This window comes from Flavobacterium sp. EDS, from assembly GCF_020991525.1.
Lineage (GTDB): Bacteria > Bacteroidota > Bacteroidia > Flavobacteriales > Flavobacteriaceae > Flavobacterium.
On the sequence record NZ_JAJMOZ010000009.1, the window covers coordinates 72,769 to 97,114 of the forward strand.

Sequence of the window (24,346 nt, forward strand, 5' to 3'; positions counted from 1 at the left end):
AAGGGTTTACGCAAAGTATGCAAAGTTTTTAAGCTGTAGGTTAAAAAAGTTTTACCATAAAGGCATTAAGTTTCATTAAGGATTAAGCTTAATCTTTCTTTATTTCTTAATGGTGAAAAATCATTTAATTTATGGTTAAATAAGATTTTTATACTCAATTTCTTAGAACCTTAGTATCTCAGTATCTCAAAAAAGATAAAAGCTGATTACTTAAATGGGTGAAAGTAATCAGCTTTCTTAAGAAACGTGTACAGGTTTCTATATTTATTCAATAACCAATTGGCCTAAAGCTTCTTTAGTAAAACCTTTTAGATCTTCGGTTTTTCCATGTTTTATTTTGGCAACCCAATTTGGATCTGAAAGCAAAGGTCTTCCAACTGCTACAAGATCAAAATCACCTCTATCCATGCGTCTAGTTAATTCGTCTAGAGATGTTGGTTGAGAGCTTTCGCCTGCAAATGCACCAAAGAAATCACTTGAAAGTCCAACTGAACCTACTGTAATTGTTGGTATTCCTGTTATTTTTTTTGCCCATCCAGCAAAGTTTAAATCACTACCTTCAAATTCTGGTTCCCAGAAACGACGTTGTGAACAATGTAAAATATCTACACCAGCATCTACTAAAGGAGCAAGCCAAGCTTCCATTTCTAGAGCATTTTTAGCTAATTTATACGTGTAATCAGCTGGTTTAAATTGTGAAAGTCTGATGATTATTGCAAAATCTTCTCCTACTTGTTTTCTTACTTCTTTGATAACTTCTACAGCAAAACGAGTACGTTCTGCAAGTGTTTTACCTCCGTAAGCATCGGTTCTGTGATTTGTTGCATCCCAGAAAAACTGGTCGATAAGATAATCGTGTGCTCCGTGTATTTCAACACAGTCAAAACCTAATCTTTTGGCATCGGCAGCTGCTTGTCCATATGCAAGGATAGTATCTTCGATATCTTTTGTGGTCATCGTATTACCATTGCTAAAACCTGGTCGGTTTAATCCTGATGGTCCTTCAAATGGTACAGGTGGTACCCATCCTGAATGATGATTATCCATGATACCCATATGCCAAATTTGTGGTCCCATTTTTCCATCAGCGGCATGAACACCATCGATTACTTTTTTCCATCCAGCTAATGCTTCATCCCCATAAAAGTGAGGTACATTGGCATCATTTGATGATGAAGGTCTGTTTATAACAGTCCCTTCCGATAAAATTAAGCCAACTTCACCTTCGGCTCTTTTTTGATAATATTTTGCTACTTCGTCAGTAGGAATTCCATTAGGAGAAAATGAACGCGTCATAGGCGCCATTACAATTCTATTTTTAAGATCTAACGTCTTTAATTTAAAAGGCGTAAATAAACTATCTGTACTCATATTAATTCTTTTTATAAATTCGATTCAATTATTTTGCTTAGTTCTACAAATGCTTTTTCATTGCGTCTGTAATAGGTCCATTGTCCGACACGAGTTGATTCTATGAATCCTGCACGTTGAAGAATGGATAAATATTCAGAAACAGTCGATTGTGTAAGTCCTGATTTGGCTTGTATTTCTCCCACGCATACACCATGCTCAAAGCCACAAGATTGTTGCTTCGGAAAGTTAATTTCGGGTTCTTTTAGCCATTCCAACATAAGTAGTCGGGACTTGTTTGATAATGCTTTAAATATTTCGATATGTTCCATAGTGCAAATATATCGACTTTTTCCGATATGTCAATATTAGAAAAAGTATTTAGGAAAATTTTATGATAGGGAATAGTGTGAAAACTTGTTGTAAGTCAGTGTTATATGGGGTATTTAAAGCCTTTTTGAAGTTTTAATGGGTTTTAAATCTTGTAGATTTGAATTGTATTGTCATAATTATTTTAAGATTTTATTGGTATCAAAAACCTCTTAAGGAAAACAACGCGAAATTTGTTGCCTTGTTTTTTGTAGATATAATTAGACCTGCGAGGTTTAAAAAAGGCCTTGCAGGATAGGGGAGCTTTATTGAAAAGAAATAAATACAAATTTGCACCAATCAATTAGTATGAATTCGTGCAATTGGTGTTTACTTATATCACTTATGTGGTTAAAATTATTTTTGGAGTTCTAATTCTTCAATGATTTGTTTTTTCATTGTAGTATGGATGTAATCTTTGGCTTCGGCATAAGAGATTTGATACTTACGTTGAATATCTTGCAGATGTACAGGAAATGTTACTAGTAATTTATCATAATATAAATCCAATTGTTTTTCATCAGGCATTTCAAATTTCAATCGTATCTGAAATCTTCTCAATAATGCAGTGTCTATGATATTATAATGGTTTGTTGCACATATCAATAGACTATCATCTGGAAAATAATCAATTAACTGAATGATTGTGTTTACAAGCCTGCGCATTTCGCCAACATCCTTATCGTCACTTTCTCGACTTTTTCCTATTTGGTCAAATTCATCTAAGAATAAAACAGCTTTTTCGCGAATGGCCTTATCAAATATTGCCTTTACATTTCTGGAAGTTTCTCCAATTCGGGCATTAATTAATGTGCTTAGATTTATTATTACGATATTTTTATTCAAAGCAGTTGCAATCGCTTTTGCTGTGGTTGTTTTTCCGCAACCTGTATGCCCGTATAAAAATATTTTATTATCTACTTTAAGGTTGTATTTTCTTAGTTCATCAATATATTGATGTTCTTTTATGGTTTGTGACAAAGCTACTTTGTTTTCTTCGCTAAAAAGCAAGTCATTTAAAGCTACTTTTTCGGTATCGTTTACAGTAAGTTCGTATAGATTCATCTGATTTTTATTTGATGCAAAATTATGGTTTATTCTGCAATATTCTCATTCCAGATTTCTTTTCCTAAAAAGCGGTTGCCAAAAATCGATGTGCCTATTCGTACTATATTAGAACCTTCGGCTATAGCTAGTTCCAGATCTTGTGACATTCCCATAGAAAGTAGTAATTTAGTCTGATTTTCTATTCCTTCAGCATAAATAGTATCTCTTATTTCTCGTAATAATCGGAGTGAAGGCTGCATTTTTTCTTTTTGTACATCTAGCAATCCAATTGTCATTAAACCTTTAATTTTCAGTCTGTCGTATTTTTTAATTTCTTTGATAAACGGAATGACATCATTTGGGGCAAGTCCGAATTTACTTTCCTCATACGAAGTATTTACTTGTACAAATACATCTATGTTTTTTCCTTGCTTTTGTAATTGCTTGTCTAATTCGTGAGCTAAACTAAGCCTGTCTAAAGACTGAATACAAGTTGCATATTTTAGGACATCTTTTATTTTATTGGTTTGCAGATGGCCTATAAAATGACGTTCGATATGCAATTCTTTTAATACGGAATCTTTATCTCGTAATTCCTGCATTTTATTTTCGCCTATCAGAGTTTCACCTGCTTCTATTGCTATGCGTATGTTGTCAGCAGGAACAGTTTTGGTAGCCAATAGCAATTGCACATCCGATTTGTTCCTGCCTGATAATATACAAGCATTCTCAATGCGGTCATGAATCTGTTTTAAATTTGAAATTATCGTGTCTTTCATAATTATGCAAAGGTAAGTAGGTGTGGATCATGATAGTAATCCAGTTTCAAGTTTTGCTTATGGTCCAGTTTTTTTTAAGGTTCTAAGTGACAAAGGTTCTGAGGTGCTAAGAAATTTAGACTTGAAGTTTTATTTAACTGCGAGTTAAATAATTTTTTACCATTAAGAAATAAAGAAAAATTAAGTTTAGTCCTTGTTTTTTACCACAGATTAAAAAGATTAGAAAGATTTTTTTCACCATTAAGAGATTAAGAAAGTTACGTTTTATCCTTAATGAAACTTAATGCCTTAATGGTGAAAACTTTTTAGCCATAGCTTTAAACTTTGTGCCCTTTACAGTTAATTTTTAAGCATAAATAAAAAAATAATTAATAAAAGAGCGTTCATTCACTTATTGTTTTATATTTGCTAAAAATTTGTAATAATGAGAGTAAGAGATATAGACAAAGAGAAGTTAGTTGTTACTAATGCGATTGAGTTAATTGTTCAGGATGGCTTTCAGGGCTTTAGCATGAATAAGCTAGCAAAAGCGTGCAAAATCTCTGTAGCGACACTCTATATTTATTACAAAGATAAAGATGATTTGATTAAAAAAATTGGGGCAGAAATTGCGATAGAATTCTTTACATCCACCATAGAGAATTTTTCGCCTGATATGAGTTTTGAGGAAGGTTTATGGATTCAATGGCAGAATCGTGCGGCTTTTACATTTAAGCATCCTAAGAAAGTAGCTTTTTTTGAAGTGATAAAGCAATCTCCACATGCTGAGGATATATTAAATTCTACTACCAAATTTTCTGATTTTAGAATAATCATGAAACAATTTATCACTAATGCATTGCAAAATAAAGAAATAGTTGAGATGCAATTTGAAGTTTTTTGGAGCATTGCCTACGGCCCTTTATATACGTTACTTAATTTTCATAATGAAGGGAAAAGCATGGGTGGAAAGCCATTTAAACTTACTCAAGAAATGATGAAAGAAGCCTTTCAGGCCTCAATAAGAGCATTAAAACCATAAAATAACACTATGGAAACAGATTTAGATAAAATCTATATTTTTAAAACAAACATAGAACAACTATGCACTGATTGTGAAGTGACTAAAACGCTAAATAATCACGTAAATATTCTGCAATGGAGCATCGATACTGAAGATGTAGATTGCGTATTACGCATTGTTTCGGAATCCCTTACTGCCGAAACGATAATCAATATTATAAATGGTCTTGGACATGAATGCCAAGAATTAAATTAATAAAAAATAGAATCATCAAAATGGAAAAAACAAAATTAGAAATCCCCCCATTTTCTTCTTATCAAAAATACATTATTGTCTTATTGGCACTTTTACAATTTACGGTAATCTTAGATTTTATGGTTATTTCTCCTCTAGGGGATATACTGATGAAAAAACTAGATATGACTACTGCAAATTTTGGGTTGACTGTTTCTGCTTATGCATTCAGTGCGGGTATATCAGGATTGCTTGCTGCGGGTTTTGCAGATAAATTTGACCGAAAAAAATTGCTGATTTTCTTTTATACAGGTTTTATTATCGGTACTGTATGTTGTGCCTTGGCAACGAATTATGCTTTGTTACTTGCAGCCAGAATTGTAACTGGTCTTTTTGGCGGTGTTATTGGTTCGGTATCATTGGCTATTGTAACCGATTTATTTGTGATTCATCAGCGAGGCCGTGTGATGGGATTCATACAAATGGCATTTGCATCAAGTCAGATTTTGGGGATTCCGTTAGGGATTTATTTTGCAAATCATTGGGGTTGGCATTCGTCTTTTTTAATGATTGCTGGATTAGGAATTCTTATCCTTGTTACAATTGTAATCAAGATGAAACCTGTAGTGAAACACCTCGAGTTACAATCGGATAAAAGCCCTTTTTTACATTTATGGCATACTTTAAGTAATAAAGACTATCAGGTTGGTTTTATGGCTATTGCATTCTTATCTATAGGTGGTTTTATGTTACAGCCTTTTGGTAGTGCATTTTTGGTAAATAATATAAAAATAAGCCAATTAGATTTGCCAATGGTGTTTTTCTATACCGGACTTTCGGTACTTTTCATCATGCCTATTATTGGAAAATTAAGCGATAAGGTTAACAAGTTTTGGTTGTTTACTGCGGGATCTTTATTGACGATTGTTATCATCATAATTTATACTAATCTTGGTCCTGTTCCTCTATGGCAGATTGTTGGTCTTACTATGATTATGTTTATGGGAATTATGAGCCGTATGGTTCCTGCAACGACTCTTAATACGGGTATCCCTGAAATGAAAGATCGTGGTGCTTATATGTCAATTACTTCTTCGATGCAACAAATTGCTGGTGGTATTGCCGCTGTTTGTGCTGGATTAATTGTTCATCAAGAAACCAAAACTTCTCCTTTAGAAAATTATGATATCCTGGGATATGTAATTTCAGTTGTTTCTCTTTTTTCTATATTTTTTATTTGGAGAGTGAATCAACTTGTTAAATCGAAAGAAAAGGCTTTGGCAGTGAAAAATTAGGGGCTTGATGGTGAAATGTGAGATGTAGGATGTAGGATGAGAGATGTGGGATGTGAAATGAAAACTGAATACTTATTTCTGCATACTGGTTTTTTATTGAGAGTAAATACTCAAATGATTATTATTGGTGTTAGTGAACACTGATTACTGTGACTAAACTAATCTGGGATATGGTATAAAAAAGAAAAGCCTCTTATGAAAATTTCATAAGAGGCTTTTTGTAGGGGTTTAATAACTTGCACTTTTTTCATAAAAATGTCGCATATTACTTTCAATGACAATTTTAGCAACTGTAAGCATATTTGTAAATTCTACTAGTTGCGTTGTGATTTTTTGTTTTTCGTACAATAATGAGACTGTTTTCATTTTCATCAACTCTATTTTATCTAATAGTTTTCGGAAATCGGTATCTTTATTTGTATAATAAATTGTCATTAACGATTGCAATTCAGACTTCAATCGAATAAAACTATCAGAATGGATATTAATTAGAGGTTCATTAAAATCTGACATGATCTTTTTTGATGAAAAAGAAACTCCATCGATAGTTTTTTCGATTTGATTTGAAGCCTGATGTGCAAAGACTAATGCTTCTAATAATGAGTTTGAAGCCAATCTATTTTTGCCATGTAATCCTGTTCTAGAACATTCTCCTATGGCGTACAGGTTTTTTATATTCGTTTCTGAATTCTCGTTAACATTTATACCACCACATTGATAATGGGCAACTGGAACAATAGGAATTAAATCTGTTTTTGGATTTAGTCCAATTATATTGCAATAATCTGTAATAGATGGAAAGTGGTTATAAAACTCTTCATAATTCAAATGACGGCAATCTAAATAAACATGTTGTTTCTCTGAAGTTTCCATTTCTTCGCTTATAGCTTGCGAAACAATATCTCTAGTTGCTAATTCTCCGCGGGTATCATGTTTGAATATAAAACGTTTTTCGTCTTCATTAACGATATGTGCTCCAAAACCCCTTACTGCTTCTGAAATTAAAAAGAATGGATTTTTGTCTCCTTCGTATAATGCTGTAGGATGAAATTGTATGTATTGTATATCTTTTATTAAAGCTCCTGCTCTTGATGCTATTGCGATACCATCTCCTGTTGCAATTTCTGGATTTGTAGTGTTTTTAAATAGTTGCCCGCATCCTCCTGTGCTCAATACAATCGTTTTAGCTTGAATGTATTTTATTTTATTATTTATTTTATCACAATAAAAAGCTCCTGTACATGAAGGGTTTCCTTTGTTTTTTTTGGTATTTATATCAATAACCAAATGATTTTCTAATAGTGTAATATTAGATAGTTGGTTTATAGTATGTATTAGTTTTTTTTCGATTTCAGCCCCAGATATATCTTTGTGATGTAAGATTCGATGTTGCGAATGACCTCCTTCTAAGCCTAAATTCCAAATTCCTGATTTATCTTTATCAAAAGAAACGCCAATATCGATAAGCTCTTTTAATCGCTCTGGTGCTTGGTTAATTACCATTCTTACGATTTCTTCATCACAAAGTCCTCCACCTGATTGTATGGTATCCTGAATGTGCTGTTCAAAACTATCCTCGATATGATCTGTAACAACTGCAATACCTCCTTGTGCCATTTGGGTGTTGGAGTTTTGCGCTTTTTCTTTTGTCATTATTACAATTGATAAATCAGGACGTTTTTTTGCCGTTTTTATTGCAAAAAATAAACCTGCTATTCCTGAACCAATTATAAGTATATCTGCTTTCTTCATTTTGATTAATTTAGATATTTATGATAAATTGAGCATTCTGTTTATAGGCTTTATGGCCTCTATTCTTAATTCTTCATTAATGCTAATTTCTGGACTTTCATTTTTTAGGCATAAATATAGTTTCTCTAAAGTATTGACTTTCATAAATGCACATTCGCTGCAAGCACAAGTATTATCCTCGTGTGATGGGGCTGGTATAATTATTTTTTGTGGCGCATCTTTTGCAAGCTGATGTAGGATTCCTGCTTCGGTTGCTACAATAAATGTTGTAGCAGAATCATTTTTGATAAAATTGAGCATTCCGGATGTTGATCCAATATAATGTGCAGTTTCTAATATATGTCTTTCTGATTCTGGATGTGCAACAATTTTTGCATCTGGATTAGTATTATATATTTCGATTAGTTTGTCTAATGAAAAAGCTTCATGAACGATGCATGAACCATCCCATAATAATAAATCACGGTTTGTTTCTTTTTTTAAGTACATCCCTAAGTTTTTATCTGGGGCAAAAATTATTTCTTGTTCTTTAGGAATCGCCTCTATGATTTTTTTTGCATTTGAAGAGGTGCATACCCAATCACTCATCGCTTTTATTTCTGCGGAAGAATTGATATAAGTTACTACTATATGCTTTGGAAATAATTCTTTCAGCTTTTTAAAATTATGTGGGGAACAGCCATCTGCAAGGGAGCATCCAGCGTTGAGATCTGGCAAGAGCACTTTTTTATTTGGATTGAGAATTTTGGCTGTTTCTGCCATGAAATATACTCCTGCAAAAACGATTATAGCCGCATCAGTATTAGCTGCCTTTTTTGATAACTCAAGACTGTCACCTACAAAATCGGCTATATCTTGTATGTCTTTTTCTTGGTAATAATGAGCAAGGATAATTGCATTTTTTTCTTGCTTTAATCGGTTTATTTCAGAAATTAAGAATGGTTGATCCATGTATTTATTTTTATCGATACTATTAAATCAGATAGGAAGAATATCTAAATTATATTTTTACTTTTTTTAGAAACGGAACTTTCAAATAAATAACTTCCAAACCGAAAAACGCATTATATGAATTGTTTTTGCTTTTTATGGGGGCTATTACACATTTTACAATTTCTAAATAGTGTATCCAGTTTAGAAGAAATTTATTCAATAATTTATACTACAATTGTTTTTATAACATCTTAAATTATAATTATTTAAAATATAATTTTAGGATTTTACAGTGTAAAGATATTATTGAGGCTAGTTCTATTTCATGATTTAAATCATGAAATACCTTTTTTTGATTTAATATTTAATTTCTTTAGAGGTAGAAGTAATAAAATAGGAAGAAAGCCTGTAAATGCAAAATGAATTTGTGCACTTACAGGCTTTAATAATTTAATGAATAAGTTTTTTGATACTAATTAAGACTAGGTCCTTCGGGAATTTTAATAACGCGTTTGTGTCTTTTGGTTAGTAATAAATAAATTATTGCAATACCTAAAACGATCAATAAGGCAATCTCTAGTTGTGCCAACATATTATATTGGTTATATGTTTTATTGGCATTCTCCAATTGTAATTTGGCTTCATCAACTTGAATTTTAGAAAGTGATTCTAAGGTAACTAATGCTTGATCTGCTGCTCTTTCTACTTCTTGCCATTGCTTTCCCTGTACTTGTTTGTTTATTTTGTCACAGATAGCAATAAAAACACCAAAATCTTCCTTTTCTTTTGGAGTTAAAACAGTGTTATGATATAATAAGTTTATTGCTTTAATATTATGAATGGATGTAATAATAGCATCGGCTTTTTCGGTGTCATCGTTATTTTTTACAGCATTTGCTTTTACAAGATTTAATTCATTAGCATAATGAAAGATATAGGTCGAAACAACTAAGCGATCTTTATAAATTGCATTGATGTTTTCGTTAGTAGTTTCGGCGTTTCGTAATGTATTAAAGGTACTTAGTATTATAATTAGCATTACAATTGCCAGTATAAACGCGGCTTTTGTTTTCTTACTACTGTTTTTTAAACCCATCATATTGTATTAATATATATTGCAATATAATTATTTATTTGGAACAATTTTGTTATTTCTATTCTAAATATGCTCGTTGGATATTTCTTAAAAAAATTATTTAAGACAAATTAAAAATAATATAATCATTTTAATTTGTTGTTTGATATCAGTTTAGCTTCTCTAGAAATCAATTAAATAGCCAAGTCTTTTTTTAGGAATTCTGCATAAAAATTTGGAATTGGACTTTTTTCTATAGCCTTTATTACTTCGTTTACTGGATATTCTAACTTGACAATCTCAGGAATAATTTTTTCTTCATCAATATGTAATATCAAGTAGGTAGCCAGCGGACTATTTTCTCTTGATCTCCCTACCGAACCACAATTTATCAGAATTCCAGCAGGAGAGTCTTTAGTCGCTTCTACTGGTCTTATGTAGGGTCTGTGTGTGTGCCCCATAATAATAATATCAGCTTTTTCTTCCGCAAGCATCGACTGTACATCTTTAAGATCATGATTCTCATAGATATATTCATCATTACTTCTTGTGCTGGCGTGTACCAGTAGTACTTTTCTGTTTTCTCCCGAAATAGTAAAATTTAATAAAAACCTTTCAGGAAGTGTTTTTAAGAATTCTTTGTTTTCTGGTTTTATGCTTTGTTTGGTATAGTTAATTCCGTTAACGCGTGCCGCTCTTTCCTCAGGATTGTGTTTCGGTAGCGGTGTTACTTCATAATCGAATGCAATGCGCTCATCATGGTTGCCCATTAGACAAGGAATTTCTAATTCTTTAATTTGTTCAATAACTTCATTGTGCCAAGGAGCAAAATCGACTAAATCGCCTAAGCAATATATTTCATCTATATTTCTTTGTTTTATATCTTCCAGAACTACTTTTAGTGCTGGTAAATTACCATGTATATCACTAATTATCGCTATGTTCTTCATGCTTTACGTTTATTTGAAAAAATTACTATTATTAATGCAATACTACTCCATAAAAGCATTTGCCATGTTGCCATATCCCATTTACCTATCTTCCAGCTTAAAAGTCCAAAATAAGTACCAATTGCTGCACCAATAAAATAGGTAGTCATGTATATGGTATTTAGTCTACTATGCGCTTCTTCGTGTAAACTATATATACGTGTAAAATTAGTGATTTGGGTTGCTTGTACACCAATATCTAAAAAGAAAACACTAAGTATTAAAACTGGAATAGAATAGGGGAAGAGTTTTAGGAGTACAATACTACCTATTATCATTGAAACTGTAGTAATTAATGAGTTTCTTACATTTCCTTTATCTGCTAATTTGCCAAAGTAAGGTGCAACTAATGCTCCACCAATAGCAATTAAACCGAATAGACCTATTATTCCTGAATGATAATTTAAAGGGGGACTGCTCAGATGAAAGGTAAGCGTTGTCCAAAAGGAGCAAAACACACCAAATGTAAAGGATCCTAAAAGTGCTGTTTGTCGTAAAACTGGGTATTTTGGAATAAGCGCTAATGTTGATTTTATGAGGTGGAAATAACTGCCTTTAAATTTTGAAGGTACTTCTGGCAAGTATAATTTTAGCATTAGCGTAACGGCAAGTACCATTACTCCTGATATTCCAAAAACATAACGCCAACCAAGCAGTTCGGTTATAAAACCACTAATAACACGTGCACCTAATATCCCCACTAATATTCCACTGAAGACAACTCCCACATTTTTACCTCTATTTTCTTTACCTAAAGTTGCAGCCATTGGAAGTATAATTTGTGCTGGAGTAGAAAATAAGCCAACAAAAAAGCTGAGTATATATAATGCTGTTAATGAAGATGTCAATGTTATAAAAAACAAAGTTAGCACCAGTAATGAACACAATAGCAGAATAAGATTCTTACGATTAACTTTGTCACCAAGCGGAAGTAAAAAGAACATTCCTAATCCATATCCTAATTGAGAAAGCATTGAAATTTTTCCAATTTGAGTTTCGGTTACTTTAAGAGATAAAGCAATTGCCTGGAGTATAGGTTGATTGTAATATATATTAGCAACGATTACACCCGCTGAGACTGCCATAAGCGGAATCACCGCTGGTTTGAAACTAGTTTTATTCATAAACTTTTTTTGCAAAGCTATTGTACGCTTAAAACTAAAAATTGTACATTTAAACTGTATTTTTGTAAAAAAACAACAATCAGTGGAACGATTTATTCAGCATACTCCTTTATTTATTCGGCATTTTACAACCGAAATATGGCCGTTTCCGGTTCATAATCACAATCATTTTGAGTTGGTTTTTATTCACTCAGGCAGTGGATTGCATCAATTAAACGGAGGAGAGGTTTCGTATAAAGGGCCTTGCATTTTTTTGTTATGTCCATCAGATTATCACCTTTTTATTATAGATAAAGAGACGGAGTTTAGTGTATTAAAATTTAATAACCGTTATCTCGATGGAACTTCATCGGATACTGCCAAAAGCGAATGGAATAAAGTCTTAGACCAATTGCTTGGTATAAGTAGTAATTTAGACGGGAAATTAGTTGATTCTCCTCAGGAATTAGATAAAATAAATCATCTGATGCAATTGATTGTCAGCGAGTGGGATGGTGGTAGTCAAAATGGTTCTCACGAAGTGCTTCTTTATTTAATACGAAGCGTATTTGCAGTAATCAAGAAAAATGCATTTCAGTCACTAGGCACCAATACGATTTTGAATGAAGGCTTGCTTGTAGGTATTATGAATTATATCCACAAAGAAATTCGTGTACCAGCTAATTTAAATCTGATGGTTCTCTCTGCTCATTTTAATATGGCGCCCAATCATTTAAGCAGTTTGTTTAAGCGGCAAACTGGTGGTTCTATAAAGAAATACATTGACGATTATAAATATAAATTGATCGAAAATCGTCTTAAACATAGTACTGTTTTAATGAAAGAAATAAGCAACGAATTTGGTTTTTCAGATGTAAGTCATTTTAATAAATTTCTAAAAAAACAAACGGGGCTTAATCCGAAGGATGTGCGAAGAAAGGCAATTTTGTAAAATGTAAAACTAAGAAATAAAATGTGTGAGAAGTGAAATATACATTTTACAAACAGCATTTCACTTCTCACACATTTTTGAATTATTTAATTGTTATCGGAACTTCAACTGTTGTTTTATCCCAGCCAATTACCAGATTTGCTACCGAACCTTGATTCGTAAAAGCAATCGATAAAGCTTCAATTGTATTTGGCACTGCTTTAACAGGAACAGTAACTCTTGCAATATCTTTACTTTCATCATAAGCATAGGCACCCCATAAATCTATTTCTTTATTGATGATAATAGTCCATTTGTCTTTTTCAGGGATAGCAAACAAACTATAAGTTCCAGCTGGAATGTTTTTACCTCCAATTGTAACAGGTTTGTAAAATTTAATTTCGGCATTTTCGTTAGCTCCAACACGCCAAACTTTACCAAATGGTATTAGTTCACCAAAAATAGCACGGCCTTTTGCAGAAGGTCTTGAATAAACTACTTTGATAACAGCAGACGGAGTATCAGTCTTTTTTGATTTAACTGCTTTATGCGGATAATAACTAATGTCAACTGGGCTAGTATCCAAAGGAGCGAAATTAACATCTTGTGCATTTACGGAAAAAACTGTCAATAAGATGATTAATAGTAGATAAGGGTTTTTCATAATTGTAATTATTTTTATAGTTTACACAAAGTAAGAGAAATATGTTTGAGGAATTACATTATATCTTTTTATTTTTTAAATACTTGAAGCTGCAAATCCACCATCGACTTTAATGATTGTTCCTGTTACAAACTTTGACATATCACTACATAAAAATAAGAGCGCTCCATTTATGTCTTCGGGAGTTCCAAATCTTCCCATAGGAGTCTGATCGATGATTTTTTGACCTCTAAGCGTTAGCTTTCCATCGGGATTCAATAGTAATGCTTTATTTTGTTCACCAATAAAAAAACCGGGTGAAATTGCATTTACACGAATTCCTTCACCATATTTGGAGGCTAGTTCAACCGCCATCCATTGTGTAAAATTATCAATAGCTGCCTTAGATGCTGAATAACCAACTACTCTAGTTAAGGGTCTTTGCGCAGATGCAGATGAGATATTGATAATATTTCCTGTTTTTTGTTTGGCGAAAAGTTCTGAGAATACTTGAGAAGGCAAGATGGTACCAATTATATTTAGATCTATTACTTTTTGTAAATCATCGGCATTCATATTATATATTGCCTGATCAGGATTTATAGTTGCCCCAGGCATGTTTCCACCTGCTGCATTTATAAGGATGTCGAGCTGGCCATATTTAGCAATAATAAAATCTCGGGCTTTTTCAAGATCTTCTTTTTTTAATACATTTGCTTGTATTGCAAAAGCTTGCCCGCCATTTTTTTGTATGTTTTCTACAATTTTGTTCGCCTTTTCAATAGATTGGGATACGATTCCTGTGATAACGCCTTGTTTAGCCAAAACATTGGCAAAATTACTTCCCAATACACCAGCACCACCTGTTATTAAAGCTATTTTACCTTTTAGATTAAATATCGAATCCATATTATTTATAATTGCTTTTGTATGATCTGTACTATTTGAAGAACTTTTCTGGTTTCATTTTCTATGCCATCATAATCTCCGTTGTCTGTACGTTCTTTGGTAATGAGTTTACTTCCCATTCCGACTGCTGAAACTCCAGCAGAAAACCAGCTATTGATACTTGCGTGAGTTGTGTCAACACCACCAGTAGTCATAAAATGTAGTGAAGGAAATATATCTTTAATGCTATTCATAAATTTTGGACTTAGAATGTTTCCAGGGAATAGTTTTATGAATTTTATTCCAGCATTTTCAGCGGTAATAATTTCTGTAGGTGTCATACATCCAGGGCAATAAAGCTTTTTTTTGCTTTGCAAAAATTGAGAAACTTCAGGAACGAAACCAGGGCTTATAAAAAAATCTGCACCAATTGCATCATATTGTTCGGCTTGCTCAATATTCTTTATTGTTCCGATTCCTAATAACATTCCAGGCATTTCTAGATCTCTAATAGCAACCATTTTCTTAAAATTAGTCACTGCTTCAGGACCTCTATTGGTATATTCTACTGCTTTTATTCCAGATTTATAAAGCGCTCTTAGAATTGCTAAACTAATAATTTCATCAGTATTGAAGTAAAGTGGAAGAATTCCTTGGTTTGTTATTGTGTCTATTGTATTCTGAATGTTGTCCATAGTGTTATATTTTTACTTTAATTACAATTTTTTTTAATATTCCATTGCCAATCATTGCTGCGTGAACATCTTCGGGATATAAAATAGCAAATTGTTTTTCGTGCAGCTGAAAAAACATATCTGGAGCATCATGAAAAAAGCGTACATCTTTTTCATCATTATAATCTCCGTTTGGCTTACTACATTTTTCTCTTGGTTTCCATGCAAAAACTTCTGGACCATTTATTGAAATTTGGATATCAATATTTTTATCATGACATTCAAAACCTTTGATACTTTCCTCTTTTGTAGCTCCTTCACCTATTATGACTATAGCTTTTAAACCTTCTGCAATTTCATGTATTCCTTCGGTAAGATTAGCTATGTCATTTTCGTATATGTAGTCAAATGCTTTTTTAAAATTAGGATGTAAATTGTAATATTTTGATGCATTATTTAATGTGTCTATTATCATTTTTATTTTTTTTGATTTCTAATTATTTAAACTGTGTTTTTTAAAATATAATGAAGAGGGATATTTTTTTTCGTATGTTTTAGATTAAATTATTGGAGTATATCTAATTTCTATTCTATAAAACGTTTGATTCTTATTGGTATAAAAGAAAATTACGTGTACGCACACGGATTGTAACAAATGTATGTAAAATGTTATCTAAAACAAGGTATCTTCAATAATAAAAATTAATTTTGCATTTATATAAAATTACTTTTAACTTAAAGATAATAAGTATCATAACTATAAAAAAAATAGCAGAATTAGCTAATGTTTCTACCGGAACAGTTGACAGGATTATTCATAATCGGGGGCAGGTTACTTTAGATAATGTTAGAAAAGTGAATGCTATAATCGAGGAATATGGATACGAAAGAAATATTCTAGCGAGTAATCTTGCTTTAAATAGAAAATTTCATTTTGCAGTGCTCTTACCTAAATATGAAAATTTAGAATATTGGAAAAGTCAAATTGCAGGAATTGAAAAAGCGGCTATCGAATTTGGTAAATTTGGAGTCGTATTAGATTATTTTTTCTATGATTATAATACTACATCTTTTAAAAAACACCTCAAAAAAGTAATGAATTTTAAATGTGACGGATTACTATTTGCTCCAGTTTTTTACAAAGAATCTGTTCATTTTCTTAGCGAATATAAAAAGAAAGGTATTCCAATTGTTATGATTGATTCTAATATAGTAAGAAATCAAAAATACGCTTATGTTGGTCAGGATGCATTTCAGAGTGGGTATTTAGCAGGTAGGCTTGTTAGTTTTTCTTTACAAAAAGAGAAGAAAGTTTTAATCTTTAAGATAACGAGAGAAATTGATAGTACATCGGCTTATTTACAGCGTATTGATGGGTTCTATTCTTTTTTTATCGATCGTGATGAGTTCTCAAATTTTAAATTTTCAGAAGTTACAATCAAAGATTCAGGAATTAGTCAATTGAATAAAGAGATGTTTACAGATGTTAATAGTGTTTTTGTAACGAATTCCAGAGCTTATATCATAGCTCGTTTTCTGCAAGAAAATGACATTAAAGGTGTTCGAATTATTGGTTATGATTTACTAAAAGAGAATGTAGAATATTTAAAAAGTGGTGTAATTGATTTTTTAATTAACCAAAAACCAGAGGAACAAGGGTATATGGGAATTAATTACTTGTATAAAAAATTAGTATTACAAGAACCTGTCGAAAACACACATTATATTCCGCTTGAAATTATTCTAAAGGAGAATTATTCGGAGAGGTAAAAGGGGTTTTGAGGCTTAAAGGGACTAAAATGTCTAGTATTTTTTAAATCTTTTATAAATATCCATTAGCTTTTAACCATTCTAGGCAATCTCTTGTCCAAAATTGACTAGTATCTTTTACGCCTAATCCAAAGCCATGGCCGCCTTTTTCGTATAAATGCAATTCTGCAGGTATTTTGTTTTTTTTGAGTGCCAAATAATAATTGATACTATTTTCTGAAGGAACTACCGTATCATCTGTTGCATGCACAAGAAAAGCTGTGGGAGTATCTGAAGTAACGGTTTTTTCGTTTGAGAACTTATTTATTAATTCCAGAGAAGGATTTGTCCCTAATAAATTAGTTTGTGATCCTTTATGAACCACTTCTTTAGTCATGCTTATTACTGGATAAATTAAAATTGAAAAGCTAGGACGAGCACTAATTGAATAATCAGTTTTATAAACAATATCATTGTAATGAGTTGACAAAGTTGATGCTAAATGGCCTCCTGCAGAAAAGCCAATAATACCTATTTTTGTTGAATCCAAATCCCATTGACTAGCATTTTTTCTAATAAATCGCATAGCTTCCTGAGCATCTTGTAATGGCCCGATAGTTTTATCTTTCATTATCAAATCGCTGGGTAATCTATATTTTATGACAAATGCTGTAATTCCTAAGGTATTCAGCCATTTTGCTACTTTTGTACCTTCTTTATCTATCGATAAATGTGAATATCCTCCTCCCGGAAAAATTAAAATAGCAGTTCCATTTGACTTGGTTTCATGTGGTGTAAATATGCTTAATGTTGGGACACTAACATGACTAACACTAGTTACGATTCCATCTTTTAGGACTTCTTTTTCTGTATATTCAGCATTATTTATTGCATTTGGAATAGGTGTAATCCAAAGCGGAATAATTTTATCCTGTGCATATATTGGTCCTGTTATTTTTAAGGTTACAATCAAGATTACAATTGTAAGGTGGTTTTTTAGATTCTTATTTTTTTTCATTTTTTAAAATTTAATGATATTAAGCTGTTAAGTACAGTAATATTTATTTAACACATAGAAATATAGTTTTTTTACCAATAATTAGCCGTTTCACTTAAAATTGGCCTCATAACTATTTGAAAAAATTTAGATTTTCTTTAATCATCTTTATGATTATTAATTCTATTCTGATAACCATCAGAACTATGTTTCTATGCGTTTGTTTTATTTTTTAAGTCTTAAAATACATATAACTACTTATTGTATTTATAGTGCTTGGCATCTTTCATTTTTAATTTTTTTTCGAAAAACTGTATTTAACAAATATATTGGTTAATGAGTATTTAAATATTATTTTTTTTGTGTGATATGTTTATTTAAGTGGTTTTTTTAAAAATATATTTAATTTATTTGCAAAGTTAGGATTAAAAACTATATTTGTGCAATCGATTACATAAATTTAATTTCTGTTTGAATTTATCAATTATATCGAAGGAATTAAAGCAAATAATTTTTAACTACCATAATAAACCAAAACCATGAATCAAACCACTAAATCCGCTGGAAAGTATCGCTGGAGTATATGTGCCTTGTTATTTTTTGCTACAACTATTAATTATTTAGACAGACAAGTTTTATCCTTAACATGGAGTGATTATATAGCTCCTGAGTTCCACTGGACAAATAATGATTATGGAAATATTACTGCTTTATTTTCTATTTTTTATGCCGTTTCTTTATTGTTTGCTGGAAGGTTTGTGGATTGGATGGATACTAAAAGAGGTTTTCTTTGGGCTATTGGAATTTGGTCTTTAGGAGCTTGTTTACATGCTTTTTGTGGTATTGCAACTTCAGGAATAATAACAGGACACTGGTTTGTAGGTTTTGAAGAATCTAAAGAAATTATCAGTACAATTAATGACACTGGAATGGTAATTAATGTGAGTGTTACCTTATTCATTTTTGCTCGTTTTATTTTGGCAGTAGGTGAGGCAGGTAATTTTCCTGCAGCTATTAAAACAACTGCTGAATATTTCCCTAAAAAAGACCGAGCATTTTCGACAAGCATATTTAATGCTGGTGCTACCGTTGGTGCATTGGCGGCCCCGATATCTATTCCGTTTATTGCAAAATCATTTGGATGGGAAATGGCCTTTATTATTATTGGAGCATTAGGTTTCGTTTGGATGGGATTTTGGGTTTTTATGTACGATAAGCCTGAAAAACACCCAAAAGTATGTCCTGCAGAATTAGAATATATACAACAAGATGATATTGCAGATAGCAAGTTAGCAGGATATGTTCCTGAGAATACGGATAAAGTATCTTTTATGGACTGCTTTAAATACAAGCAAACTTGGGCTTTTGCTTTTGGTAAGTTTATGACCGATGGAGTTTGGTGGTTTTTCTTATTCTGGACTCCTGCTTATTTGAGTTCTGTTTACGGAATGGATTCTACAGAAGCCGCTTTACCATTATTTGTTTTATACATGATTACTTTATTATCGATCATTGGTGGTTGGTTGCCAACATATTTTGTAGAGAAGAAAGGAATGAACCCATATGAAGGAAGAATGAGAGCGATGTTGATTTTCGCCTTCTTTCCGCTATTAGCTTTAGTAGCGCAGCCTCTAGGATATATTAGTTATTGGTTACCAGTAATCATAATTGGTATTTCGGGTGCAGCTCACCAATCTTGGTCTGCTAATATATTCACTACTGTTGGAGATATGTTTCCAAAAAAAGCCATTGCGACAATAACAGGTATTGGCGGTTTGGCTGGTGGAGTAGGCTCTACAATGATTAATAAAGGTTCAGGATTATTATTTGATTATAGTAAAGAAACGAATATGTCCTTTATGGGCTTTCAAGGAATTGAAGCGGGATATTTTATCATTTTCTCAATTTGTGCTATTTGTTATTTAACTGGATGGTCAGTAATGAAGCTTTTAGTACCTAAGTACGCACCTATAACAAACCTATAAATTGAAAATATTATTTGTTTATAGATTTAATTAGAATATAATTTATAAATTTGTAATCGATTACATTATTAAAAAAAGAAATTATGACAAACTTTGAATTTAGATACGCGACTAATCCAACAGATTTTAAAAAGTATGGTACTGACGAATTAAGAGCCCAGTTTTTAATTGAGAAATTATTTGTCGAGAATGAGATACAATTAACATACACTATGTATGACCGATATATTGTTGGAGGAATTATGCCTGTTGGAAAAGTGTTGAAATTAGAAACAATTCCATATTTAAAATCAGAAAATTTTCTAGACAGAAGAGAGTTAGGAATTATAAACGTTGGTGGAAAAGGAACTGTTACTGTTGATGGAGAAGTTTTTGAATTAGATAAGAAAGAGGCTTTGTATGTAGGGCAAGGCTGTAAAGAGGTTTTGTTTGCAAGTGTTACAGGAGAACAAGCTTTGTTTTATATCAATTCAGCTCCAGCACATGCTAAATTTCCAAATAAAAAAGTAGGCAAAGAAAATGCCGAAGTAATTCAGTTAGGAGAAGAAAAGACAGCGAATCGCAGGGTTTTAAATAAATTGATTGTGAATAGCATCGTTCAGACATGCCAATTACAAATGGGATTAACAGAGTTGTTACCAGGAAATGTTTGGAACACAATGCCAGCTCACACACACGACAGAAGGATGGAAGCATATTTTTATTTTGATCTAGAAGCGCCACAAACCATTTGTCATTTCCTTGGAGAGCCTCAAAATACACGTCATATTTTTATGCAAAACCATCAGGCAGTTTTATCACCAGAATGGTCTATTCACTCCGGCGCAGGAACGTCTAACTATTCTTTTATATGGGGAATGGCGGGAGAAAATTTGGATTACGGAGATATGGATATTGTTGCACCAAATGAACTTAAATAAAGCATTATGAAGTTATTTGATTTAACCAATAAAAGAGCGCTAATTACAGGAGGAACACATGGTCTTGGTATGGCTATGGCTGAAGGTTTGGCACAAGCAGGAGCCGAGTTAGTAATTAGTAGCACAACGCCAAGCAAATTAGAAGATGCACTTGCCTATTACGAAAGCAAAGGATATAAAGCATCAGGATATATTTTTGATGTAACTGATGAAAAAATTGCTGCGGAACAGATTGAAGCAATCGAGAAGAATCAAGGGCCAATTCATATTTTGGTAAACAATGCCGGAATCATAAAGAGAGAACCAGCTGTAAGCATGCTAATCGAAGACTTCCGACGTGTTATAGATGTAGATTTAGTTGGAGCTTTTATTATGTCGCAATTAGTGGGACGAAAAATGATTGAGCGCAACGAAGGTAAAATCATTAATATCTGTTCCATGATGAGTGAGTTGGGTAGAAACAGTGTTTCTGCTTATGCTGCTGCGAAAGGCGGTTTAAAAATGCTTACTAAAAATTTAGCTACTGAATGGGCTAAACACAATATTCAGGTTAACGGAATTGGGCCAGGTTATTTTGCTACTTCGCAAACAGAACCTATTCGCGTAGACGGAAATCCATTTAATGAATTTATCATAAGTCGAACACCTGCGGGACGTTGGGGAGATCCTGAAGATTTAGCAGGAACGGCAGTTTTCCTAGCTTCTGAAGCTAGCCGATTTGTAAACGGTCAAATCATATATGTTGATGGTGGAATTTTAGCCACAATCGGTAAACCATCAAACGAATAATCACTTTTTAAATCACTAACATGAGCGCTACTCAACCTTTTATAAACGATAACTTCTTACTCGAAAATAAATTTGCTGAAGAATTATATCATAATTATTCAAAGAATCAGCCGATAATAGATTATCACAATCATTTGAATCCACAATTTATTGCTGAGAATAAAATTTTTGAAAATACGACTCAGGTTTGGATAAATGGGGATCACTATAAGTGGCGTGCTATGCGTACATTAGGTATTAATGAGCAATTTATAACAGGAAACGGTTCTGATAAAGATAAATTCTTAAACTGGGCAAAAACAGTTCCATACACGATGCGTAATCCATTGTATCATTGGACACACTTAGAATTAGCTCGTTATTTTGATATTTATGATTTATTGGATGAAAAATCGGCTGAGAGAATTTATATCGAGACTTCTGAGAAAATAAATTCAGAAGCGTATAGCACACAAAATTTGCTTAAAAAAGTAAATGCCGAAGTGGTTTGTACGACTGAAGATCCAATTGATAATTTAGAACACCATCAAAAACTAGCCAAAAATCCAATTGGGACTAAGATGAGTACCGCTTTCAGACCCGATAAAGCGATATTAATTTCTAATGATGGTTACAATCAATATATAGATACTCTGGGGGAAGTTGCAGGAACTACAATTAGTTCTTATGCTGATTTATGTAGTGCATTAAAAAACAGAATTGAATATTTTGCTAATAATGGCTGTAAACTTAGTGATCATGGATTAGATCAAATTTACTTTGAAAACTACACTGAAAACGAGATTAATTCCATCTTCAAAAAGAAAAGAGAAAATCAAACAATTACGCCCGATGAAGCCTTAAAATTCCAAAGTGCTGTATTGTTGTTCTTGTCTGAAACCTATCATGAGTTTGGTTGGGTACAGCAATTTCATTTAGGAGCATTACGAAATAATAATGCGAGAATGCACCGAATTTTAGGACCAGATACAGGTTGGGATTCTATTGGAGATTATCCGCAAGCGCAAAAATTATCCTCATTTTTAAATGCATTAGATAGTAAAGATAAACTAACAAAAACAATAATTTATAACCTGAATCCTGCTGATAATGAAGTTATGGCAACGATGATAGGAAACTTTAATGATGGGAGCATTAAAGGGAAGGTGCAGTTTGGATCTGGATGGTGGTTTCTGGACCAAAAAGACGGAATGACCAAGCAATTAAATGCACTTTCTAATATGGGATTAATTAGTTGTTTCGTGGGAATGCTAACCGATTCAAGAAGCTTTTTATCGTTCCCAAGACACGAATATTTCCGACGTATTCTTTGTAATCTTTTAGGTGACGAAATAAAACGTGGAGAACTTCCTAACGACATGGAATGGATTGGTAAAATGGTTCAGGATATCTCTTATAATAACGCAAAAGAATATTTTAAATTTTAAAGGTTAGTTAACCGCAAAGGTATTAAGGAAAAATTAACCGCAAAGGAAGCAAAGGTTTACGCTAAGGTCGCTAATCTTAAAACCATTAAGACATTAAGAAAAATTAAGGGTTTGAGTTTGAAAGAATTGGATTGTGAAAAAATTAACCGCAAAGTTCACAAAGATTTACGCAAAGGTCGCAATGGTTTTAAAAATCTGTTTTTATCAGCGTCTTTGCTTTAGCAAATCAGCATCATCCGCGTTACTTTATGGACAATGTGGGAAATCCTTTTAATCATAATAATCTGTGGCAAAAAAAGCAGTTATAAGGCTAAATCTTAATTTTCCTTAATCTCTTAATGGTTCAAAACTTTGCGGTAAAATTATCTTAATGGTAAATAAAAACAATATGAATAAAGTAGTTGCATTCGGTGAAATTATGTTGCGTCTTTCAACAGAGAGGCATCTTCGTTTTTCTCAAGCTAAAACATTTGGATCAAATTACGGGGGAGGCGAATTTAATGTTTGTGTGTCTTTGGCTAATTATGGTGTAAATGCTGAGTTTGTTACCAGATTACCTGAAAATGAAATTGGTGCTTCGGCAGTGAAAGAAATGCGAAAAATGAACGTAGCATCGCAAAATGTAATTTATGGTGGAGAACGTTTAGGAATTTATTTTCTGGAAACTGGCGCAGGAACACGAGGGAGCAATGTCGTTTATGACCGCGCACATAGCTCGATGGCAACTATCGAAAAAGGATTAATCGATTGGGAGAAAGTTTTGGAAGGTGCTGATTGGTTTCATTGGAGTGGAATTACTCCAGCGATTTCAGATAGTGCAGCCCAAGCCTGTTTAGAAGCTATTAAAGTGGCGCATAAATTAGGGATTACTATTTCATGTGATTTAAATTATAGATCAAAACTTTGGCAATATGGAAAAACTCCATGTGATGTAATGCCAGAGATGTTACAATATAGCAATGTTATTTTAGGAGATATTGATACAGCGTATTTTATGCTTGGAATTCCTAAAGTAAATCCTAATTATCAGGATGAGAAATCACTTCCTGTTTTGTACAGTAAGTTATTCGATTTGATTCCAAATTTAAAAACTGTAGCAACCACGTTACGCTATTCTGTAAGTGCCTCTCATCAGAGAATTGGTGGTGTTTTATTTGATGGTAAAGCTATTTATAATGCTGCAGTGCAAGAGGTAACACCTGTTGTAGATCGTGTAGGTAGTGGTGATGCTTTTATGGGCGGGTTAATTTACGGATTACTGGAATACCCAAATAATAACCAAAGAGCATTAGATTTTGCTGTTGCGACTTGTTGCTTAAAACATACCATTGCAGGCGATTATAATTTGGTTACGTTAAAAGAAGTTGAAAATATGCTAGATGGTAATTCGGCAGGATTAGTATCAAGATAAATA

24 protein-coding genes are annotated in these 24,346 nt (G+C 32.5%); 10 read left to right on the top strand and 14 right to left on the bottom strand.

Translation table 11 applies throughout. The annotated features are described in order from the left end of the window. Window positions 1-264 precede the first annotated feature (264 nt). The 4 genes from LPB87_RS13915 to LPB87_RS13930 all read right to left on the bottom strand — a co-directional run bounded on the left by LPB87_RS13915 (window position 265) and on the right by LPB87_RS13930 (window position 3,545). Window positions 265-1,371 carry an NADH:flavin oxidoreductase gene (locus LPB87_RS13915; protein WP_230728288.1) on the bottom strand — a complete coding sequence of 369 codons (1,107 nt, stop codon included), beginning with the start codon at window positions 1,369-1,371 and terminating at the stop codon, window positions 265-267. 11 nt (window positions 1,372-1,382) lie between these two features. Further along, the gene (locus LPB87_RS13920) at window positions 1,383-1,682 is read right to left on the bottom strand and encodes a metalloregulator ArsR/SmtB family transcription factor (RefSeq protein WP_129538733.1); all 300 of its coding nucleotides are present in this window, start codon (window positions 1,680-1,682) and stop codon (window positions 1,383-1,385) included. A 394-nt stretch (window positions 1,683-2,076) separates the two neighbouring features. After that, window positions 2,077-2,784, bottom strand: coding sequence for an ATP-binding protein (locus LPB87_RS13925; protein ID WP_129538732.1), 708 nt, complete (start codon window positions 2,782-2,784; stop codon window positions 2,077-2,079). Between the two features lie 29 nt (window positions 2,785-2,813). After that, complete coding sequence (locus tag LPB87_RS13930) at window positions 2,814-3,545, bottom strand: YggS family pyridoxal phosphate-dependent enzyme (RefSeq protein WP_129538731.1); 732 nt, start codon at window positions 3,543-3,545, stop codon at window positions 2,814-2,816. Window positions 3,546-3,969: 424 nt separating this feature from the next. On the opposite strand from LPB87_RS13930, the gene LPB87_RS13935 reads away from it, so the two are divergent. From LPB87_RS13935 to LPB87_RS13945, 3 genes are read left to right on the top strand one after another with little or no spacing between them, the layout of a single operon-like run. Then, window positions 3,970-4,566 carry a TetR/AcrR family transcriptional regulator gene (locus tag LPB87_RS13935; protein WP_129538730.1) on the top strand — a complete coding sequence of 199 codons (597 nt, stop codon included), beginning with the start codon at window positions 3,970-3,972 and terminating at the stop codon, window positions 4,564-4,566. 9 nt (window positions 4,567-4,575) lie between these two features. After that, window positions 4,576-4,803, top strand: coding sequence for a hypothetical protein (locus LPB87_RS13940; protein ID WP_129538729.1), 228 nt, complete (start codon window positions 4,576-4,578; stop codon window positions 4,801-4,803). A gap of 20 nt (window positions 4,804-4,823) precedes the next feature. After that, a complete protein-coding gene (locus tag LPB87_RS13945) occupies window positions 4,824-6,077 on the top strand; it encodes an MFS transporter (RefSeq protein ID WP_230728289.1) in 1,254 nt (417 codons plus the stop codon). A gap of 228 nt (window positions 6,078-6,305) precedes the next feature. On the opposite strand, the gene nadB is transcribed toward LPB87_RS13945, so the two are convergent. From nadB to LPB87_RS13970, 5 genes are all read right to left on the bottom strand, one after another. Beyond that, window positions 6,306-7,829 carry an L-aspartate oxidase gene (gene nadB / locus LPB87_RS13950; RefSeq protein WP_129538727.1) on the bottom strand — a complete coding sequence of 508 codons (1,524 nt, stop codon included), beginning with the start codon at window positions 7,827-7,829 and terminating at the stop codon, window positions 6,306-6,308. An 18-nt stretch (window positions 7,830-7,847) separates the two neighbouring features. Beyond that, a complete protein-coding gene (nadA, locus tag LPB87_RS13955) occupies window positions 7,848-8,780 on the bottom strand; it encodes a quinolinate synthase NadA (RefSeq protein ID WP_230728290.1) in 933 nt (310 codons plus the stop codon). A 454-nt stretch (window positions 8,781-9,234) separates the two neighbouring features. Beyond that, window positions 9,235-9,861, bottom strand: coding sequence for an MCP four helix bundle domain-containing protein (locus LPB87_RS13960; protein WP_129538725.1), 627 nt, complete (start codon window positions 9,859-9,861; stop codon window positions 9,235-9,237). A gap of 170 nt (window positions 9,862-10,031) precedes the next feature. Continuing rightward, a complete protein-coding gene (locus LPB87_RS13965; protein ID WP_129538724.1) occupies window positions 10,032-10,787 on the bottom strand; it encodes a metallophosphoesterase family protein in 756 nt (251 codons plus the stop codon). Then, window positions 10,784-11,950 carry an MFS transporter gene (locus LPB87_RS13970; RefSeq protein WP_230728291.1) on the bottom strand — a complete coding sequence of 389 codons (1,167 nt, stop codon included), beginning with the start codon at window positions 11,948-11,950 and terminating at the stop codon, window positions 10,784-10,786. Before LPB87_RS13970 ends, LPB87_RS13965 begins: the two co-directional genes overlap by 4 nt. 82 nt (window positions 11,951-12,032) lie before the next feature. Between LPB87_RS13970 and LPB87_RS13975 the strand changes: the two genes are divergently transcribed. Beyond that, window positions 12,033-12,881, top strand: coding sequence for a helix-turn-helix domain-containing protein (locus tag LPB87_RS13975; protein WP_129538722.1), 849 nt, complete (start codon window positions 12,033-12,035; stop codon window positions 12,879-12,881). 82 nt (window positions 12,882-12,963) lie between these two features. On the opposite strand, the gene LPB87_RS13980 is transcribed toward LPB87_RS13975, so the two are convergent. The 4 genes from LPB87_RS13980 to LPB87_RS13995 all read right to left on the bottom strand — a co-directional run bounded on the left by LPB87_RS13980 (window position 12,964) and on the right by LPB87_RS13995 (window position 15,540). Next, window positions 12,964-13,524: a DUF2911 domain-containing protein gene (locus LPB87_RS13980; RefSeq protein ID WP_230728292.1), complete on the bottom strand. Its 561-nt coding sequence runs from the start codon at window positions 13,522-13,524 to the stop codon at window positions 12,964-12,966. Window positions 13,525-13,599: 75 nt separating this feature from the next. Beyond that, window positions 13,600-14,412, bottom strand: a complete 813-nt coding sequence (locus LPB87_RS13985; RefSeq protein WP_230728293.1) for an SDR family oxidoreductase — start codon at window positions 14,410-14,412, stop codon at window positions 13,600-13,602. Window positions 14,413-14,417: 5 nt separating this feature from the next. Continuing rightward, the gene (locus LPB87_RS13990; protein ID WP_129538719.1) at window positions 14,418-15,086 is read right to left on the bottom strand and encodes a bifunctional 4-hydroxy-2-oxoglutarate aldolase/2-dehydro-3-deoxy-phosphogluconate aldolase; all 669 of its coding nucleotides are present in this window, start codon (window positions 15,084-15,086) and stop codon (window positions 14,418-14,420) included. Window positions 15,087-15,090: 4 nt separating this feature from the next. Next, window positions 15,091-15,540: a YhcH/YjgK/YiaL family protein gene (locus LPB87_RS13995; RefSeq protein ID WP_230728294.1), complete on the bottom strand. Its 450-nt coding sequence runs from the start codon at window positions 15,538-15,540 to the stop codon at window positions 15,091-15,093. A gap of 233 nt (window positions 15,541-15,773) precedes the next feature. Between LPB87_RS13995 and LPB87_RS14000 the strand changes: the two genes are divergently transcribed. Next, a complete protein-coding gene (locus LPB87_RS14000; RefSeq protein ID WP_230728295.1) occupies window positions 15,774-16,835 on the top strand; it encodes a LacI family DNA-binding transcriptional regulator in 1,062 nt (353 codons plus the stop codon). Between the two features lie 52 nt (window positions 16,836-16,887). On the opposite strand, the gene LPB87_RS14005 is transcribed toward LPB87_RS14000, so the two are convergent. Continuing rightward, window positions 16,888-17,832 (bottom strand): alpha/beta hydrolase, encoded by a 945-nt coding sequence (locus LPB87_RS14005; protein WP_230728296.1) that lies wholly within the window; start codon window positions 17,830-17,832, stop codon window positions 16,888-16,890. Between the two features lie 518 nt (window positions 17,833-18,350). On the opposite strand from LPB87_RS14005, the gene LPB87_RS14010 reads away from it, so the two are divergent. The 5 genes from LPB87_RS14010 (at window position 18,351) to LPB87_RS14030 (ending at window position 24,343) form a co-directional block, all read left to right on the top strand. Beyond that, window positions 18,351-19,796, top strand: a complete 1,446-nt coding sequence (locus LPB87_RS14010) for an MFS transporter (RefSeq protein ID WP_129538716.1) — start codon at window positions 18,351-18,353, stop codon at window positions 19,794-19,796. Between the two features lie 83 nt (window positions 19,797-19,879). Then, on the top strand, window positions 19,880-20,716 hold the full coding sequence (kduI, locus tag LPB87_RS14015; protein ID WP_129538715.1) for a 5-dehydro-4-deoxy-D-glucuronate isomerase: 837 nt from the start codon (window positions 19,880-19,882) through the stop codon (window positions 20,714-20,716). 6 nt (window positions 20,717-20,722) lie between these two features. After that, window positions 20,723-21,505, top strand: a complete 783-nt coding sequence (locus LPB87_RS14020; protein WP_230728297.1) for a gluconate 5-dehydrogenase — start codon at window positions 20,723-20,725, stop codon at window positions 21,503-21,505. 20 nt (window positions 21,506-21,525) lie between these two features. Then, window positions 21,526-22,932 (top strand): glucuronate isomerase, encoded by a 1,407-nt coding sequence (gene uxaC, locus LPB87_RS14025; RefSeq protein ID WP_129538713.1) that lies wholly within the window; start codon window positions 21,526-21,528, stop codon window positions 22,930-22,932. Between the two features lie 388 nt (window positions 22,933-23,320). Then, window positions 23,321-24,343, top strand: coding sequence for a sugar kinase (locus LPB87_RS14030; protein WP_129538712.1), 1,023 nt, complete (start codon window positions 23,321-23,323; stop codon window positions 24,341-24,343). Window positions 24,344-24,346 lie beyond the last annotated feature (3 nt).